This window comes from Streptomyces sp. NPDC051921, from assembly GCF_040680975.1.
GTDB lineage: Bacteria > Actinomycetota > Actinomycetes > Streptomycetales > Streptomycetaceae > Streptomyces.
In genome coordinates, this window is record NZ_JBFAXU010000019.1 from 40745 (window position 1) to 59421 (window position 18677).

At 73.6% G+C, this 18677-nt stretch carries 13 protein-coding genes and 1 riboswitch; of the genes, 9 read left to right on the top strand and 4 right to left on the bottom strand.

Annotated features, from left to right (window positions below):
* Positions 1-2: 2 nt before the first annotated feature.
* The 4 genes from scpA to metE all read right to left on the bottom strand — a co-directional run bounded on the left by scpA (position 3) and on the right by metE (position 7090).
* On the bottom strand, positions 3-2177 hold the full coding sequence (scpA, locus tag AB0M16_RS24265; RefSeq protein ID WP_365346237.1) for a methylmalonyl-CoA mutase: 2175 nt from the start codon (positions 2175-2177) through the stop codon (positions 3-5).
* On the bottom strand, positions 2177-3991 hold the full coding sequence (locus tag AB0M16_RS24270) for a methylmalonyl-CoA mutase subunit beta (RefSeq protein WP_365346239.1): 1815 nt from the start codon (positions 3989-3991) through the stop codon (positions 2177-2179). Before AB0M16_RS24270 ends, scpA begins: the two co-directional genes overlap by 1 nt.
* A 127-nt stretch (positions 3992-4118) precedes the next feature.
* Positions 4119-4676 (bottom strand): GNAT family N-acetyltransferase, encoded by a 558-nt coding sequence (locus AB0M16_RS24275; RefSeq protein ID WP_365346241.1) that lies wholly within the window; start codon positions 4674-4676, stop codon positions 4119-4121.
* Between the two features lie 95 nt (positions 4677-4771).
* Positions 4772-7090, bottom strand: coding sequence for a 5-methyltetrahydropteroyltriglutamate--homocysteine S-methyltransferase (gene metE / locus AB0M16_RS24280; RefSeq protein WP_365346243.1), 2319 nt, complete (start codon positions 7088-7090; stop codon positions 4772-4774).
* 195 nt (positions 7091-7285) lie between these two features.
* A riboswitch (cobalamin riboswitch) is annotated at positions 7286-7437 on the bottom strand.
* A gap of 295 nt (positions 7438-7732) precedes the next feature.
* Between metE and AB0M16_RS24285 the strand changes: the two genes are divergently transcribed.
* The 9 genes from AB0M16_RS24285 (at position 7733) to AB0M16_RS24325 (ending at position 18579) form a co-directional block, all read left to right on the top strand.
* On the top strand, positions 7733-8533 hold the full coding sequence (locus tag AB0M16_RS24285; RefSeq protein WP_365346245.1) for a DUF4239 domain-containing protein: 801 nt from the start codon (positions 7733-7735) through the stop codon (positions 8531-8533).
* Between the two features lie 148 nt (positions 8534-8681).
* Positions 8682-9956: a hypothetical protein gene (locus tag AB0M16_RS24290; protein ID WP_365346247.1), complete on the top strand. Its 1275-nt coding sequence runs from the start codon at positions 8682-8684 to the stop codon at positions 9954-9956.
* 36 nt (positions 9957-9992) lie between these two features.
* A complete protein-coding gene (locus AB0M16_RS24295; RefSeq protein WP_365346249.1) occupies positions 9993-10448 on the top strand; it encodes a hypothetical protein in 456 nt (151 codons plus the stop codon).
* 39 nt (positions 10449-10487) lie between these two features.
* Complete coding sequence (locus tag AB0M16_RS24300) at positions 10488-11414, top strand: oxygenase MpaB family protein (protein WP_365346251.1); 927 nt, start codon at positions 10488-10490, stop codon at positions 11412-11414.
* Entirely contained in the window at positions 11390-13537 is a 2148-nt protein-coding gene (locus tag AB0M16_RS24305) for a serine/threonine-protein kinase (RefSeq protein WP_365346253.1), read from the top strand. Before AB0M16_RS24300 ends, AB0M16_RS24305 begins: the two co-directional genes overlap by 25 nt.
* Before the next feature lie 133 nt (positions 13538-13670).
* Positions 13671-15230 (top strand): NAD(P)/FAD-dependent oxidoreductase, encoded by a 1560-nt coding sequence (locus tag AB0M16_RS24310; RefSeq protein ID WP_365346255.1) that lies wholly within the window; start codon positions 13671-13673, stop codon positions 15228-15230.
* Between the two features lie 169 nt (positions 15231-15399).
* On the top strand, positions 15400-16428 hold the full coding sequence (tdh, locus tag AB0M16_RS24315; RefSeq protein ID WP_365346482.1) for an L-threonine 3-dehydrogenase: 1029 nt from the start codon (positions 15400-15402) through the stop codon (positions 16426-16428).
* Between the two features lie 38 nt (positions 16429-16466).
* Positions 16467-17666, top strand: a complete 1200-nt coding sequence (locus AB0M16_RS24320; protein ID WP_365346257.1) for a glycine C-acetyltransferase — start codon at positions 16467-16469, stop codon at positions 17664-17666.
* Between the two features lie 4 nt (positions 17667-17670).
* Entirely contained in the window at positions 17671-18579 is a 909-nt protein-coding gene (locus AB0M16_RS24325) for a LysR family transcriptional regulator (protein WP_365346259.1), read from the top strand.
* Positions 18580-18677 lie beyond the last annotated feature (98 nt).

An 18677-nucleotide genomic window follows, 5' to 3' on the forward strand; every position in this document is an offset into this window, starting at 1 on the left:
GGTCAGAGATCGTGCCCCAGGTCGGCCGACAGACGCCGCACCAGGTCCGCCGCCGCGTCCGGGATCACCGTGCCCGGCGGGAAGACGGCCGCGGCGCCCATCTCCAGGAGCGTGGGCACGTCCTGGGGCGGGATGACCCCGCCGACCACGATCATGATGTCCTCGCGGCCCTCCGCCGCCAGCTCGTCCCGCAGCGCGGGGACGAGCGTGAGGTGGCCGGCCGCCAGGGACGAGACACCCACGATGTGGACGTCCGCCTCGACGGCCTGCCGGGCCACCTCGGCCGGCGTCTGGAAGAGCGGGCCGACGTCGACGTCGAAGCCCAGGTCGGCGAAGGCGGTCGCGATCACCTTCTGGCCGCGGTCGTGGCCGTCCTGGCCCATCTTGGCGACCAGGATGCGGGGACGGCGTCCCTCGGCCTCCTCGAAGGAGTCGACGAGCGCGCGGGTGCTGTCGACGGACGGGGACTCGCCTGCTTCGTTGCGGTACACCCCGGAGATCGTACGGATCTGGCCCGCGTGCCGTCCGTACACCTTCTCCAGGGCGTCCGAGATCTCGCCGACCGTGGCCTTCGCGCGGGCCGCGCGCACGGCCAGCTCCAGCAGGTTGCCCTCGCCGCCGGCGGCCCGGGTGAGGTCGTCCAGCGCGGCCTGGCAGTCCCGCTCGTCGCGCTCCGCGCGCAGCCGCCGCAGCTTGTCGATCTGCTGGGCGCGCACCGAGGAGTTGTCGACCTTGAGGACCTCGATCTGCTCGTCGCCGTCGACGCGGTACTTGTTCACGCCGATGACCGGCTGCCGCCCCGAGTCGATCCGTGCCTGCGTACGGGCCGCGGCTTCCTCGACGCGGAGCTTCGGGATGCCCGCGTCGATGGCCTGCGCCATGCCGCCGGCCGCCTCGACCTCCTGGATGTGCTGCCAGGCCCGGCGCGCCAGGTCGTAGGTGAGGCGCTCCACGTAGGCGCTGCCGCCCCACGGGTCGATGACCCGGGTGGTGCCCGACTCCTGCTGGATGAGGAGCTGGGTGTTGCGGGCGATGCGGGCCGAGAAGTCGGTCGGCAGGGCCAGCGCCTCGTCGAGCGCGTTGGTGTGCAGCGACTGCGTGTGCCCCTGGGTGGCCGCCATAGCCTCCACGCAGGTGCGGGTGACGTTGTTGAACACGTCCTGGGCGGTCAGCGACCAGCCCGAGGTCTGCGAATGGGTGCGCAGCGAAAGGGACTTGGCGTTCTTCGGGTCGAACTCCTTGACCAGCTTCGCCCACAGCAGGCGGGCCGCGCGCAGCTTGGCGACCTCCATGAAGAAGTTCATGCCGATCGCCCAGAAGAACGACAGGCGCGGCGCGAACGCGTCCACGTCCAGACCCGCCTCGCGGCCCGCCCGGATGTACTCGACGCCGTCCGCCAGGGTGTACGCCAGCTCCAGGTCGGCCGTCGCACCGGCCTCCTGGATGTGGTAGCCGGAGATGGAGATGGAGTTGTAGCGCGGCATGTGCTGCGACGTGAAGGCGAAGATGTCGGAGATGATCCGCATCGACGGCTTCGGCGGGTAGATGTAGGTGTTGCGGACCATGAACTCCTTGAGGATGTCGTTCTGGATGGTCCCCGTGAGCTTCTCCGCCGGCACCCCCTGCTCCTCGGCCGCGACGATGTACAGCGCGAGGACGGGCAGCACCGCCCCGTTCATCGTCATCGACACCGACATCTTGTCCAGCGGGATGCCGTCGAAGAGCTGCCGCATGTCGTAGATCGAGTCGATGGCCACGCCCGCCATGCCGACGTCGCCGGTGACGCGCGGGTGGTCGCTGTCGTAGCCGCGGTGCGTCGGCAGGTCGAAGGCGACCGACAGGCCCTTCTGACCCGCCGCCAGGTTCCGCCGGTAGAAGGCGTTGGACTCCTCGGCCGTGGAGAAGCCCGCGTACTGCCGGATCGTCCACGGCTGGTTGACGTACATCGTCGGGTACGGGCCGCGCAGGTACGGCGCCATGCCCGGGTACGTCCCGAGGAAGTCGACGTCCGTCAGGTCACGGCCGGTGTACAGCGGCTTGACCGCGATGCCCTCCGGCGTCTCCCACAGCAGGTCGTCCCCGCCGGCGGCGCCCTTGACGGCGGAGCGCCACTCGTCGGCGCTGCCCGCCGGGGTCGGGGATCCCAGGTCGATCCCGGTGAAGTCGGGGATTCCCATCAGGACACTCCCATGCGGTCGAGGGTGGCGGAGAGGACGGCGACGGCGTCGCACCCCGCGAAGACGTGGCTGTCGACACCGGCGTACGTTCCCCGGCCGGCCAGGGACACGTGCCCGGCACCGGCCGCGCGGAGGGCGGCGGCGGTGGACTCGGCCTGCTCCTCGTAGAGCGCGTCGCTGGAGCAGAGGCAGACCTCGGTGGCCCCGCTGTCCTCGAAGGAGCCCTCGGTGACCGGCTCGATGCCGCCCGCCTGGAACAGGTTGGCTGCGAAGGTGAGCCGTGCGGTGTGCGCGGCGGCGGGCCCGAGGGCCGCCAGGTACACCCGCGGCCGGGCGCCGGTCGCCGCCAGGTGGGCGTCGGATCGGGCGCGCAGCACTTCGTACGCCTCGTCGCGCCGCACCTGGGGAAGGCCCCCCTCCGGCGTGGCCGGTGCCGGCTCGCGCACGACGGGCTTCTCCGCGAGGTGCGGGAACTCGCTGACGCCGGTGACCGGCTCGCGGCGCTTGGCCAGCGCCTTGGACCGCTCGGCCCAGGTGGCGGCGAGCCGCTCGCGCAGGACGCCGGAGCGCAGGGCCGCCGCCTGGCCGCCCGTCTGCTCGATCTCCTGGAAGAACTCCCAGGCGGCGTGGGCGAGTTCGTCGGTCAGGGACTCCACGTACCAGGAGCCGCCGGCCGGGTCGATCACCCGCGCGAGGTGCGACTCCTCGATGAGGATCGTCGACGTGTTGCGGGCGATCCGGCGGGCGAACGCGTCGGGCAGACCGAGCGCGTGGTCGAAGGGGTGGACCGTGACCGACTCGGCGCCGCCGACCCCGGCCGCCAGCGTGGCGACGGTGGTGCGGAGCATGTTCACCCACGGGTCGCGGCCCGTCATCATCACCGGCGAGGTCACCGCGTGCTGGAGCTGCGCCCCGGCCGCCGGGACGCCACAGGCTTCCGCGACCCGGGCCCAAAGGCGCCGGGCGGCACGGAACTTGGCGATCGTCAGGAACTGGTCGGCGGTCGCCGCGTAGCGGAACTCCAGCTGCCCGAGGGCCTGCTCGACCGTCAGGCCGCCGTCGGTCAGCGCCCGCAGATAGGCGACACCGGTCGCGAGCGAGGCACCCAGCTCCTGCGCGGCCGAACCGCCGGCCCCGTGGTAGGGCAGTGCGTCCACGGTGAGGGCGCGCAGCCCCGGGTACGCCTCGGCGCACAGCCGGGCGAGGGCGACCGTGGCGGGGAAGCCGTCGCCGTCGTACGCGGCGCCGGTGCGCGCCTCCGTGCCCAGCGGGTCGGCACCGAGGTTGCCGCGGACGGCCTCGGGAGCGACCCCCCGACGCGTGTGGATGTCGAGGAGTTCGGTGGCCGCGGCCGAGGTCTCCGGGCCGGCCTCCAGGACGACCGGGGCCAGGTCGAGGTAGACGTCGCGGAGGGTCCGGTCCAGCTCGGTCACCGCAATGCCGCCCGGCCCCACGGCCAGCCACAGGGACGTGACGCCGTTCTCGAGGTCGGTGAGCACCGCCTCCGGGTCGGCGGTCACGTGCCGCTGACGCACGTCCCAGCCGCCGGCCGTGTTCCCCTCCGCCCGGCCGGACCGGACGAACGGGGCGAAACCGGGAAGACCGGGATCGGGCGCGCCGTCGGCGGACGTGTAGAGGGGCCGGGCACGCAGGCCGTCCTCCAGCACGGTGGACAGCGCGTCCTCGGCCTCGGTGTCAGGGATGTCCTTGCCCGACCTGCTCAGCACGCCCGCCACGAGGCGCTGCCACTGTGCATGGGTCGCTGCGGAGAACTCGGCGGCCAGGGAAAGGCCGTCGTCAGGCAGCACAGTCATGCCCGGATGCTAGGCCAGATGCACAACGGAGCAGCAGGGTGATCAGCTGTGACCTTGACCTCTCCGGATCGGCCTTGATCAGGCAACACCTTCCGTGCTCGACCGGTCCGTCCCCGGGCGGCGCGCCTCAGCAGCCCACCACCGGCAGCCCCGCGAGCGCCGGATGACCCGGTGCGAGGAACACCGTCCGCGACGGGCCGTCCCCCGGGCGGGGGAACACCGTCTGCCGCCAGCCCAGGTGCCGGAAGAAGGACAGCGCCCCGGCGTCGCGCCGGTCGGGCGCCACCCAGACCCGGTCGTCGACGGCGGGCGCCGTCAACGTGTCCAGGATCCGCGTCGCCACGCCCCGCCCGCGTGCCGCCGGAGCGACCACCAGGTCCGCGATGCGTACGGCGCCGGCGAGCCACTCCTGCGCACGGGCGTCCCCGGACAGCAGTTCCCCCGCGTACGGAACGGGGGTGCGGGTGGCCGTCCCGAACCCGCACAGGAGACTGTCCGCCCGCGCCGTCACGGCCAGGAAACCCGGCGACCGCGCCTCCTCGGCGATCCGCTCGCGCAACTCCCGGGCGTGCCGGTCGTCCTGCCCCGGGATCCGCCCGCGCGCGGCGAGCCGTCGCAGGTGGACGAACTCGTCCGCGAGCGCGAGCGCCGACTCTCCCGGGTAGACCACCGTCGTGATGTCCATGAACCGTCCTTGCAGCTGGTGGGGATGGGCAGGGGCCCGGCCCGGGGCGGAGCGCGACGCGCCCGCCCCCGGGCCGGTCGGGGCGAGGAGCGGGATCAGGCGGTGGGGAGCTCACCGCGCACGCTACGGGCGGCCGCCACGAGGTGGTCCAATGAGGCCCGGGTCTCCGCCCAGCCGCGGGTCTTCAGCCCGCAGTCGGGGTTCACCCACAGCCGCTCGGCCGGGATGGCCCGCAGACCGGCGCGCAGCAGGGCCGTCGCCTCCTCGGCGCTCGGGACCCGCGGGGAGTGGATGTCCCAGACGCCGGGCCCGGCCTCGCGGGGATAGCCGTGGGCGGCGAGTTCCCGGGCGACCTGCATGTGGGAGCGGGCCGCTTCCAGGCTGATGACGTCGGCGTCGAGGTCGTCGATGGCCTGGACGACGTCGCCGAACTCGGCGTAGCACATGTGGGTGTGGATCTGCGTGTCCGGCCGCACCCCGCCGGTGGTGAGGCGGAAGGCCTCCGTCGCCCAGGCGAGATAGTCCGGCCGGTCGGCGGCGCGCAGCGGCAGCGTCTCGCGCAGGGCGGGCTCGTCGACCTGGATGACCGCCGTGCCCGCGTCCTCCAGGTCGCCCACCTCGTCGCGCAGGGCGAGGGCGACCTGCCGGGCGGTCTCGGCGAGCGGCTGGTCGTCACGGACGAAGGACCAGGCGAGCATGGTGACCGGGCCGGTGAGCATGCCCTTGACCGGCCGGTCCGTGAGGGACTGGGCGTACGCCGTCCAGCGGACGGTCATCGGCGCGGGGCGGGAGATGTCGCCGGCCAGGATCGGCGGGCGGACGTAGCGGGTGCCGTACGACTGGACCCAGCCGTGCCGGGTGGCCAGGTAGCCGTCGAGCCGCTCGGCGAAGTACTGCACCATGTCGTCGCGTTCCGGCTCCCCGTGCACGAGGACGTCGAGGCCGGTCTTCTCCTGGTAGGCGATCACCTCCTGGATCTCGGCCCGGATGCGTTCCGCGTAGCCGTCGGCGTCGATCCGGCCGGCCCGGAGGTCCGCGCGGGCGCCGCGCAGTTCGGCGGTCTGCGGGAAGGAGCCGATCGTGGTGGTCGGCAGCAGCGGCAGGCGCAGTCGGTCGCGCTGGGCCGCGGCCCGTTCGGGGTACGCCTGCGAGCGGCGCGCGTCGGCGGCGGTGACGGCCGCGGCGCGGGCGCGCACGGCCGGGTTCCGGGTGACGGGGGAGTGCGCGCGGGAGGCGAGCGCCGCGCGGTTCGCCGACAGCTCGCCGGCGACGGCGCCGGCGCCGGCCGACAGGCCCTTCGCCAGGGTCACGACCTCCGCGGTCTTCTGCCGGGCGAAGGAGAGCCAGCGCAGGATCTGCGGGTCGACGTCCTTCTCGGCGGACGCGTCGAGCGGCACGTGCAGCAGGGAGCAGGAGGCGGAGACGTCCACGCGGTCGGCGAGGCCGAGCAGCGTGCCGAGGACGGCGAGGGACTTCTCCAGGTCGCCGACCCAGACGTTGCGGCCGTCGACGACGCCCGCGACCAGGCGCTTCCCGGGCAGTCCGCCCACGGCGGCGAGCGCGCCGAGGTGGGTGGCGGCCGGTCCGGTGAAGTCCAGCGCCAGCCCCTCGACGGGCGCCTTGGCGAGCACGGGCAGGGCCTCCCCGAGCCGGTCGAAGTAGGAGGCGACGAGGATCTTCGGCCGGTCGGCGAGCGCACCGAGGTCACGGTAGGCGCGCGCGGCGGCGTTCAGCTCGGCCGGCGTCCGGTCCTGCACGAGGGCGGGCTCGTCCAGCTGCACCCACTGCGCGCCGGCCGCCCGCAGATCGGCGAGGACCTGCGCGTACACCGGAAGGAGCCGGTCGAGCAGCGTGAGCGGGTCGAAGCCGGCGGCCACGCCGGGCGCCGGCTTGGCCAGCAGCAGGTAGGTGACGGGCCCGACCAGGACGGGCCGGGCCGTCAGGCCGAGCGCGAGTGCCTCGCGCAGTTCGGCGACCTGCTTGGCGGAGTCGGCCGAGAACACCGTGTCCGGCCCCAACTCCGGGACGAGATAGTGGTAGTTGGTGTCGAACCACTTCGTCATCTCCAGCGGGGCCACGTCCTGCGTGCCGCGCGCCATGGCGAAGTACCCGGCGAGCGGATCCGCGGCGACGGCCTCCCGGTGCCGCTCGGGCACCGCGCCCACCATCACGGTGGTGTCGAGGACGTGGTCGTACAACGAGAAGTCTCCGGTGGGGACTTCGCCGACACCGGCCTCGGACAGCTGCCGCCAGTTCGCGGCGCGCAGCTCGGCGGCGACGGACCGGAGGGCCGCGGCGTCGACCCGCCCCTTCCAGTACCCCTCGACGGCCTTCTTCAGTTCCCGCCCGGGTCCCTGGCGGGGATAGCCGTACACGGTGGCCTGAGCGGCCGCGGTCGTGGACTTCGTGCTCACGGAGATCTCCTTCGCGATCTGCATCCCTGAGATCCCGGCGGGACGGGGGCGCGAAGGGGTGACGGACGGGACGGGGACGAGCACGCGCCGCGCGGCGCCGGCGCCCGCGCCGTCGTACGTCTCGTTCCACTCCGACCCGCCCACGAGGTCGCCGGGAGATCCGCGCGCGGAATCGTCCGCGTGCGGGCAACGGGCAGGTCTTCGGACTCGCGGGCACGCCCTCCTGACGGAGGACACCTACTGGCCGTCGCTTCCCAGGCCGTGTGCATCGGCCCAGTGCTGTGTGACGGCGGTCGTTCCCGCTCACCGCTGCGGGGCAGTCCCGGATTCCCACCGGGTTCCCTCTTGCGACGCGCCCGCCTGGATGGCGGGGCGAACCAGCTGCACCGCCACCCTACACGCGGCCCGCCGGGGCCGGGCGGCCTCGGGCCGAACGCGACGGTCCACGTCGGAAGCGGGACCGGCGGGGCGAACCGGCGGCCCGGTCGGCCCACTTGCCGTCCCGTACGGGTGAGCCACTGCTCCCGTGTCCGAAGGAGGAGGCAACCACGTGTTCCCGGGCAGACACGCGCGGGTGATCAAGCCTTTCCCGGCACGTCCGGGCACGCGCCCGGCGGTGATCGATCCCTAGTATTCCGGCACATGTCGCTCTGGCTGCTCAACCACTTCAGCACCTTCACCCTGGCCCTCCTCACCGTCGGCGGGACCGTCGCGCTGGCGGTCGCCGGGAGCGTGCTCGCCCGCCGCAAGTACCCTTCGCTCGCCGAGGGGGAGCACAACGACATGGTCGGGGTGACGTTGGGCATGTTCGGCGCGATCTACGGGATCATCCTCGCCTTCGTGATCGTCACCCTCTGGACGCAGCTGGACAGCACACAGACCATCGTCGCGACCGAGGCCACCGACGTCGCCCTCATCGCGCGCGACGCCGCAGCCTTCCCGCCCCCGGTGCGCGGCCAGGTCGACGCCGCGCTCAGCGGATACGTCCACGCGGTCGTGGAGGACCAGTGGCCCCGGATGCGTGCGGGAGAACCGAGCTACGGGACCACCGCCGTCAAGCTCCAGGCCGTGTTCGACGCGCTCCAGGCGTACGAGCCGAAGACCGCGCGCGAGGAGGTCTTCTACGAGGAGGCCGTCGCCCGACTCAACGACGTCGCCGGCCAGCGCCGGGCCCGCCTCACCATGGCCGAGCAGGAACTCCCCCCGCTGCTGCAGGTCCTGGCCTTCGGCGGCGCGGTCGTCCTGATCCCGCTCACCTTCCTCTACGGCATGCGCAGGATGCGGATCCAGCTCCTCTTCGTCTCCTGCGTCGCCGCGCTCATCGGCTTCAGCCTGCTGCTCGTCTTCGTCCTCGACCGCCCCTTCGCCGGCGACCTCAGCGTGAGCCCGGCACCGTACCGGGAGGGGGCCCTCGCCCGGTACTGGACCGAAGAGGCCGGCTAGCGCCCGTCGTCCCGGTCCGGGCAGAACCGGCGAACTGCCCGGGCTCGCCGCCGGCCGGCGGCGCGGTTCCTCCGGACGGAGGGGGAGGAGTGGCAGACTGACGCGGTTCGATCATGACGGAAACACATGCGTCAGAGGAGCCGTGCCGTTGAGCGTCACCATCGCAGGACAGATAGACATCGCGGGCCCGGTGGGCAAACTGCTCCACCGGCGTCCGCTGCAGAACAGCACGGTCATGCAGGGCTTCGGCATCGATCCGGCGTCCGGCGACATCTTCGTGCTGCAGATCATGCAGGGCGACGTCAAGCTGCCCGACGAGCCGGCCGCCGTCGACTACCCGACCCGCAAGACCAAGGGCGACCTGTGCCTGACCCGGCTCAACCCGTCCGGCGCGATCACCGGCCACATGTACCTGCGCGGGTTCGGACACGGCGTCAGCCTGGGCGTGGAGAACCGTGACGGGACGGTCTGGCTCTGGACCGAGACCGCGTCCTCGCCGAACAGCAAGAACGAGGGCTACGGCACGGCCGTGACCAGCTTCCCGTTCCAGACCGGGACGACCGTCGACTACGGCTCCTCGGCCCACACGCCGCCGTACCGGCCCGACCCGGCGTGCCGCGGCATCACCCCGACGATCGACCGCAGCGCCGACGAGCTCGTGGTCCGCTTCAACCTCAACGGCGTGATGACCTTCGAGCGGTACGACCTGGCCCAGGCGGCGGCCGGGGTCTGGCAGGCCAAGCAGCGGCTCACCCCGGCCGTCCCCGCGGACGGCGTCGACTTCCAGGGATACGCGTCCCACGGCGGCGTGCTGTACACCCTGAAGGGCCAGAGCCTCGACGCCGCCCCGCTGCCCGGCAACACGCACATCGCCGCCATCGACTGGGCCACCGGCGCCCTGCTCGACCACCAGCACATCACGGCCGGCCCCGGCCTGACGTGGCGCGAGGCGGAGGGGATGGCCGTCTCCGTCCGCGACGGTGTCCCGCACCTGCACTTCGGGTTCGCCTGCGAGGACCCCGGCCCGCGCACCTGCACGATCCTGTCCCTCTCGGCGGCCCCCGAGACCGACGGCGTGAAGGTCCTCACGGACTGGCAGCCGATCACCCTGGCAGCCGGGGTGACCGCTGATCAGAACGCCCCGCAGGGACGCCTGATCAGCCTCGCCGGCACCACGACCCTCCAGCTCTCCGGCGGGGTCAAGGGCCCCTTCACTGCCGACACCGTCCTCGGCACCCTGCCCGACTCGCTCACCCCGAGCGTCGTCGCCCGCGCCACCGTGCCGCGCGACAACGCCCTCGGCGGCCCCGCCGTCGCCCGCGTCGAGGTCGGCACCGACCGCGCGGTGCGGCTCTACGGCGGACGCACGACCAACCCCATCGCCTGGGCGCAGCTCGACAACGTCAGCGCCGTCTGGCGCTGACCCCCACACCTTCCCGGCACCAAGGAGCCCACCACCATGTCGCAGAACCGCCGCAGCGTCCTCGGCGCGGCCCTCGCCCTGCCCGCCGCCCTCACCGTCGGCGGCCTCGCCGCCGCGACCCCGGCGGCCGCCGACCCCGGCACGGTCGACGCCGGAGCCTGGACCCCGCTCGTCCTGGAGCCCGGCATCACCCCGAACGCGACCGCGATCCCCGAGGTCCGGCTCGTCACCATCGCCGGCACCACGTTCCTCCAGGCCCGCGGCCTGGTCACCTGCAACCTCACCGGCGACGCCAAGATAGGCCGCCTGCCCGACGGCTTCGCGCTGCCGACCGGCTACGTGCGCGCGGCCGTGCCCCGCAACAACAGCCAGGGCATCAACGCCTGCCGCCTGGAGATCAACACGGCGGGCTCGGTCAGCGTCTTCGGCGCCAACACCGGCAACCCGATCACCTGGGTCCAGCTCGACTCCGCGCAGACGGTCTGGCGCTGACCCGTCGACCCGTACGGGCCCCGGCCCTAGCCTGAAGCCATGCGGTCGGACGCGACGAAGCACGACGCCGACCCGGGACTCTTCGGTCCCGGGTCCGTGACCTGGCAGCTCCACGGCGACCCCGTCATGTGGATCGGCGGGGTGCGCGCCCTGTACCTCCAGGCGCTGCATCCCGTCGCCGTCCGCGGAGTCATGATCAACAGCGACTTCCGCCGGGACCCCTGGGGACGGCTCATGCGGACGGCGAGCTTCGTCGGCACGCTCAGCTACGGCACCTCCGAGGCGGCCGAGGCCGCCGGCGCCAGGGTGCGCAAGATCCACCGGCTGCTCGGCGTCGACGCCCCCGAACTGCTGCTGTGGGTGCACTGCGCCGAGATCGACTCGTACCTCCACGTGGTCCGCCGCTCCGGCATCCCGCTGACGGACGCCCAGGCCGACCGGTACGTCGACGAACAGCGCGTCTCCGCCCGGCTCGTGGGCCTCGACCCCGACGAGGTGCCCGGCAGCACCGCCGCGCTCGCCCGTTACTTCGAGGAGATCCGCCCGAAGCTGACCGGCGGTGCCGACGCGCTCACCGTGGACGCCTTCCTGCGCAGACCACCGGTCGCACCGGCGCTGCGCCCCGCGCGCGAGGTGATCTGGCGGCGCGTGTCCGCCCTCGCGTACGACACCCTGCCCCCGTACGCCCACGAGCTGTACGGCCGGCCCGCGCCGCCGCCCGAGCGCGTCACGTACCGGCTCACGGCCCTGGCCAACCTCCTCCGGTGCGTGCCCGACCGGCTCCGCTGGCGGCTGCCCCCGGGGCACATCCTGCGCGCGATGGAGCGGCTCGGCCCACATACCCGACCCGTGCCGTACAGTCTGCGGACCGCGGCCGCCATACTGGACGGGCCGGGGAGGGAGCGGCACGACAACGGGGCAAACGGGGGCGACAGCACGCGATGGCGGACACGGACACCAGGCTGATCCAGGGCCGGTACCGGCTGCAGGAGGTGATCGGCCGGGGCGGCATGGGCGAGGTGTGGCGGGCGACGGACGAGTCGCTCGGCCGGCGCGTCGCCGTGAAGTGCCTCCGGCCGCTCGGCCAGCAGCGCAACCCGGACAACCTCGCCGTGCTGCGCGAGCGCTTCCGCCGCGAGGCGCGCGTCGCCGCCGCGCTCCAGCACCGCGGCATCACCGTCGTGCACGACTTCGGCGAGTCCGACGGCGTGCTCTTCCTCGTCATGGAACTGCTGGACGGCCGCAATCTCAGCCAGCTCCTCGCCGACAACCGCAAGCAGCCGCTCCCCGTCACCCAGGTCGTCGACATCGCCGAGCAGGTCGCCGACGCCCTCGCCTACACCCACCGCCAGGGCGTCGTGCACCGCGACCTGAAGCCCGCGAACATCGTGCGGCTCGGCGAGGGCACGGTGAAGATCTGCGACTTCGGGATAGCGCGCCTCGGCGCCGACATCGGCTTCACCTCCCGGCTCACCGGCACCGGCATCGCCATGGGCACCCCGCACTACATGAGCCCGGAGCAGATCGGCGGCGGCGAGGTCGACCACCGCAGCGACCTGTACTCGCTGGGCTGCGTCCTCTACGAGCTGGCCACCGGTGTCCCGCCCTTCGACCTGGACGACACCTGGGCCATCCTCATCGGGCACCGCGACACCCAGCCCGCGCCGCTGCGCAGCCACCGCGCCGAACTCCCCGACTACCTCGACCTCATCGTCCTCGACCTGCTCGCCAAGACCCCCGAGGGCAGGCCCTCCGACGCGGCCGAACTCCGCGACCGCCTCACCACCGGCCGCGTCGGCGTGAGCGGAGCCTGGACCGTTCCGCCACCGGTACCGCCGGTGGCGCCCGCGCTGCCCGCATGGGCCCGCGCCATGGGCACCGGCCGCCCCGCCACGACCACTCCCGCCGGACGGGCCACCGACGTCTACGACCCGGCCACCGCCCTGACCGGCGAATGGACCGGCGCCGCCCGCCCGGCCACCTCCGCGCAGGCCCCGACGACGGCCGCCGAGCTCGCCGCCGTGCTCGCCGGGCGGCACCGGGCCGGACTCGGCCTCGGCCGGCTCGGCCGCTGGGAAGAGGCCGCCGCGCTGCTCGGCACCGTCGTCCGGGACCGTACGCACGTCCTCGGCGCCGACCACGCCGACACGCTCGCCAGCGGCTACGAACTCGCCTTCGCCCTGGCCCGCCTGGGCAGGCCCGCCGAAGCGCTGCGCCACTTCGACGCCGTGGCCGAGGGGCGGGCCAGGGCCCTGGGCGCCGACCACCCGGACACGCTCGCCGCCCGTCAGGAGACCGCCTACGTCCTGGGCGGCCTCGGCCGGCACGCAGAGGCGCACGCGGTGTACGAGACGGTGCTCGCCGCCCGTGAACGCACCATGGGCGCCGAGCATCCGGACACCTTGCGCTGCCGCCACAACCTGGCCTTCACCCTCGTCCGGATCGGCCGGGTCCCGGAGGCCTACGCCACGGCGCGCGAGGTGGCCGACGCCCGCGCCCGGCTGCTCGGTGGCGACCACCCCGACACCCTGGCCACCCGCCACGAGGTCGGCCACGCGCTGGGCAGGCTCGGCCGCTGGCCGGCCGCGCTCGACCAGTACCGGGAGGTCGCCGAGGCGCGCCGGGCCGTCCTCGGCCCGGACCACCCCGACACCCTCGCCGCCCGCTACGAGGCCGGGATCTGTCTGGGCCGGCTCGGGCGCGCCGAGGAGGCCGCCGTCCTCTACCGCGAACTCGTCGCGGCCCGCACCCGGAACGCCGGCCCCGAGGACCAGGAGACGCTGCGGGCCCGCCACGGCCTCGGTGTGAACCTGGGCCGGCTCGGGCGCTGGGACGAGGCGCTCACGGAGGCGCGCGCCGTCTGCGCCGCCCGCACGCGCGTCCTGGGCGCCGACCACGCCGACACCCTGGCCAGCCGCCGTGAGACCGCCATCGCCCTCGGCTGGCTGGGCCGCTGGTCGGAGGCCCTGGCCGAGTACCGCCAGGTCACCGAGGTCCGCACCCGACTCCTCGGTTTCGACCACCCCGACACCCGCGCCGCCCGTCAGGACGAGACCCACTGCCGGGAACGCCTCGCCACGGAGGCGTGAGCCGCGGCCCGGGGACGCGGGGGCCGGGGCGACGGGGCCCGCGGTGCGGGGACCAGGCGCGAGGCCGTCGCCGCGCACAACACCCGTGCGCACGGCACCTGGTGGGAGCGCCCGCGAGGTGTTAGCAAGAGACATGACCGCACCGACCGCACCCCAGAGCTCGTACGACGCCGTCATCGTCGGCGGCGGACACAACGGCCTCGTCGCCGCCGCCTACCTCGCCCGCGCGGGACGCCGGGTCCTCGTCCTCGAACGGCTCGACCACACCGGCGGGGCCGCCGTCTCCACGCGGCCCTTCGCCGGGGTCGACGTCCGGCTCTCCCGCTACTCGTACCTCGTCTCGCTCCTCCCCGAGAAGATCGTCCGTGACCTCGGACTGCGCTTCGCCGTGCGGAAACGGTCCGTCTCCTCCTACACCCCGTACGGCGACTCCGGCCTGCTCGTCGGCGGCGACCGCGACCGCACCCGGGCCTCCTTCGCCGCGCTCACCGGCTCCGACCGCGAGCACGAGGCCTGGGAGGCCTTCTACGGGCGTACGGCCCGGGCCGCGCGCCGGATCTTCCCCACCCTCACCGCGCCGCTGCCGAGCCGGGACGCGCTGCGCGCCCGGGTCGACGACGACGAGACCTGGGACATGCTCTTCGAGCAGCCCATCGGGGTCGCGGTCGAGAAGCACTTCGCCAGCGACCTGGTCCGCGGGGTCGTCCTCACCGACGCCCTCATCGGCACCTTCGCCGACGCCCACGACCCCTCGCTGCTCCAGAACCGCTGCTTCCTCTACCACGTCATCGGCGGCGGCACCGGCGACTGGGACGTCCCCGTGGGCGGCATGGGCGCCCTCACCGACGCCCTCGCCGCCGCGGCCCGGGACGCCGGCGCCACGATCCTCACCGGCCACGAGGCCACCCGGATCGAGACCGACGGCCACCGCGCCGAGGTCGCCTACCGCACCGCCGACGGGGAGGGCGTCGTCGGGGCGGAGCGCGTCCTGGTGAACGCCTCCCCGCAGGCGCTCGCCGCCCTGCTCGGCGAGCCCGCCCTGCCGCCGGCGGAGGGCGCACAGCTGAAGGTCAACATGGTGCTCACCCGGCTGCCACGGCTCCGGGACCGCGCCGTCGACCCGCGCGAGGCCTTCTCCGGCACCTTCCACATCGCCGAGGGATACGGGGAGTTGGCCACGTCGTACGCCGAGGCCGCGGCCGGCCGGCTGCCCGCCGCCCCGCCCGCCGAGATCTACTGCCACACCCTCACCGACCCGAGCATCCTCGGCCCCGAGGCCGCCGCCCGCGGCTACCAGACCCTCACCCTCTTCGGTCTGCACGCCCCCGCCCGGCTCTTCGCCGCCGACCCCGACGGCGCCCGCGACGCGCTCCTGAAGGCCACCCTCGACCAGCTCGACGCACGCCTCGACGAGCCGATCGCCGACTGCCTGGCCCGTGACGCCGACGGGCGGCCCTGCATCGAGGCGAAGACGCCCCTCGACCTCGAACGCGAGCTGCGGCTCCCCGGCGGGCACATCTTCCACCGCGACCTCTCCTTCCCCTTCGCGGAAGGGCCGGGGAGCCGGTGGGGCGTCGAGACGGCACACGCCAACGTGCTGCTGTGCGGCGCCGGCGCCGTGCGTGGCGGCGGCGTGAGCGGCGTACCCGGCCACAATGCGGCCATGTCGGTACTCGAGGGCACCGCAGGTTGACGCCGGCGGCGCCCCCGCCAGGGGCGTGAAGCTGATCTGCGCGCCCGCTTAAGAAAACCTCGATGGACCACGGGCCCGACGTGCGGGAGATTTTCTTCCAGGGATCTTGGGTGCTTCGCCGCGCCCGGACCCGGATCATCACAGGACACGTACGTCGGGAGCCGTGACATTGAAGGCGCTGGTCAAGCAGAAGGCGGAGCCGGGACTCTGGCTCGCGGACGTGCCCATGCCCGAGGCGGGCCCCGGTGACGTCCTGATCAAGGTCAAGCGGACCGGTATCTGCGGCACGGACCTGCACATCCGCTCCTGGGACGGCTGGGCGCAGAAGACCATCACGACCCCGCTGACCGTCGGCCACGAGTTCGTCGGCGAGGTCGTCGAGACCGGCCGCGACGTCGCGGACGTCAACGTCGGCGACCTGGTCAGCGGCGAGGGCCACCTCGTCTGCGGCAAGTGCCGCAACTGTCTGGCCGGCCGCCGCCACCTCTGCCGCGCCACCGTCGGCCTCGGCGTCGGCCGCGACGGCGCCTTCGCCGAGTACGTCGTGCTGCCCGCCTCGAACGTCTGGGTGCACCGGGTCCCCGTCGACCTCGACGTCGCCGCGATCTTCGACCCCTTCGGCAACGCCGTGCACACCGCCCTGTCCTTCCCGCTGGTCGGCGAGGACGTCCTGGTCACCGGCGCCGGCCCGATCGGCATCATGGCCGCGGCCGTCGCCAAGCACGCCGGTGCCCGCCACGTCGTCATCACCGACGTCAGCGAGGAGCGCCTGGAGCTGGCCCGCAAGACCGGTGTCTCGCTGGCGCTGAACGTCGCCGAGCAGAGCATCGCCGACGGCCAGCGCACTCTCGGGCTCAAGGAGGGCTTCGACGTCGGCCTGGAGATGTCCGGCAACCCGCGCGCGATGCGCGAGATGGTCGCCAACATGACCAACGGCGGCAAGATCGCCATGCTCGGCCTGCCGAGCGAGGACTTCTCGGTCGACTGGGCGAAGATCGTCACCTCGATGATCACCATCAAGGGCATCTACGGCCGCGAGATGTTCGAGACCTGGTACGCGATGTCGGTGCTCCTGGAGGGTGGCCTCGACCTCGCCCCGGTGATCACCGGCCGCTACGACTACCGCGACTTCGACGCCGCCTTCGACGACGCCGCGTCCGGCAAGGGCGGCAAGATCATCCTCGACTGGACCGCCTGATCCCCCCGGATCGTCCGAACTTCAGGAGCTGCACCCACATGTTCGATTCCGTACGCGACGGCATCCGCACCACCCTCGAAGAGATCCAGCAGGCCGGCCTCCACAAGCCGGAGCGGGTCATCGGCACCCCCCAGTCCGCGACCGTCGAGGTCACCGCGGGCGGCCGCCCCGGAGAGGTGCTGAACTTCTGCGCCAACAACTACCTCGGCCTCGCCGACCACCCCGAGGTCGTCTCCGCCGCCCACGAGGCCCTGGACCGCTGGGGCTACGGCATGGCGTCCGTCCGCTTCATCTGCGGCACCCAGGAGGTCCACAAGGAGCTCGAGGCGCGCCTCTCGAACTTCCTCGGCCAGGAGGACACGATCCTCTACTCCTCCTGCTTCGACGCCAACGGCGGCGTCTTCGAGACCCTCCTCGGCCCCGAGGACGCGGTCATCTCCGACGCCCTCAACCACGCCTCCATCATCGACGGCATCCGCCTCTCCAAGGCCCGCCGCTTCCGCTACGCCAACCGCGACATGGCCGACCTGGAGCAGCAGCTCAAGGAGGCCGTCGACGGCGGTGCCCGGCGCAAGCTGATCGTCACCGACGGCGTCTTCTCCATGGACGGCTACGTCGCGCCGCTCGACGAGATCTGCGACCTGGCCGAGCGCTACGACGCCATGGTCATGGTCGACGACTCGCACGCCGTCGGCTTCGTGGGCCCCGGCGGCCGCGGCACCCCCGAGCTGCACGGGGTCATGGACCGTGTCGACATCATCACCGGCACCCTCGGCAAGGCCCTCGGCGGCGCCTCCGGCGGCTACGTCGCCGCCCGCGCCGAGATCGTCGCCCTGCTGCGCCAGCGGTCCCGCCCGTACCTGTTCTCCAACACCCTGGCCCCGGTCATCGCCGCCGCCTCCCTCAAGGTCCTCGACCTGCTGGAGTCGGCCGGCGACCTGCGCGAGCGGCTCCGCACCAACACCGAGCTCTTCCGCCACCGGATGACCGAGGAGGGCTTCGACATCCTCCCCGGCGACCACGCCATCGCCCCCGTCATGATCGGTGACGCCGCCGAGGCCGGCCGCATGGCCGAGCTGCTCCTGGAGCGCGGTGTGTACGTGATCGGCTTCTCGTACCCGGTCGTGCCGCAGGGCCAGGCGCGCATCCGCGTGCAGCTGTCGGCCGCCCACTCCGTGGACGACGTCAACCGCGCTGTGGACGCGTTCGTCGACGCGCGGGCCGCCCTGCGAAACTAGGGGCATGATCGAAGCGCGGCGGCTGCACATCCTCCGGGCGGTGGCCGACCACCGGACCGTCACGGCGGCTGCCGCCGCGCTCTACCTCACGCCCTCCGCGGTCTCCCAGCAGCTCGCCGCCCTGGAGCAGGAGACCGGCCACCGCCTGGTGGAACGCAACGCCCGGGGCGCCCGGCTCACCCCGGCCGGCGAGATCCTGCTGAGCCATGCCAACGCCGTCCTGGCCCAGCTGGAGCGTGCCGAGGCCGAGCTCGCCGCGTACGGCTCGGGCGAGGCCGGCACGGTCACCGTGGCGGCCTTCGCCACCGGCATCGGCCTCGTCGTCGCGCCCGCCATCGGCTCCCTGGCCCGCAGCGCGCCGGGCATCCGGGTCCGGGTGCGGGACGCCGAAGGCGACGAGAGCCTGCTCATGGTCCTCGACCGGCAGGTCGACGTGGCGGTCGCCGTCGAGTACCGCGGCGCACCCGGCGAGGACGACGCCCGGCTCACCCGCGTACCGCTCTACGCGGAGCCGTTCGACGCCGTCCTGCCGCCCGGCCACGGCCTCGCCGGGGTGGAGCGGGTCGCCCTCGCCGACCTCGCCAAGGACGCGTGGATCGGTCAGTCCGCGGGCAACCCCTGCCACGACGTGACCGTCCTCGCCTGCGAGTACGCGGGCTTCGCACCGAGCATGGAACACATCTCCGACGACTTCCGCGCCGTCGTCGCCCTGGCGGCGGCCGGTGCGGGCGTCGCGCTGGTGCCCCGGTCCGCGCTGCGCGGCACCGACCTCACCGGCGTCGTGGTCCGCCCGGTCGACGGCGTCGCCCCCACCCGCCGGGTCTTCGCCGCGGTCCGCCGCGGGGCCGAGGACCATCCGCTGATCCAGCCGGTCCTCGACGCCCTGCGGGAGACGGCCGAGTCGGGGCAGTGATCCCGCGGGTGCGCCCCCATCCGGGTTCGACGACGGTCGGACGTGGCCGAACGGCGCCGTTCCGAAGGGCGCATCATGGAAGGGGCGCCGCCGAGACG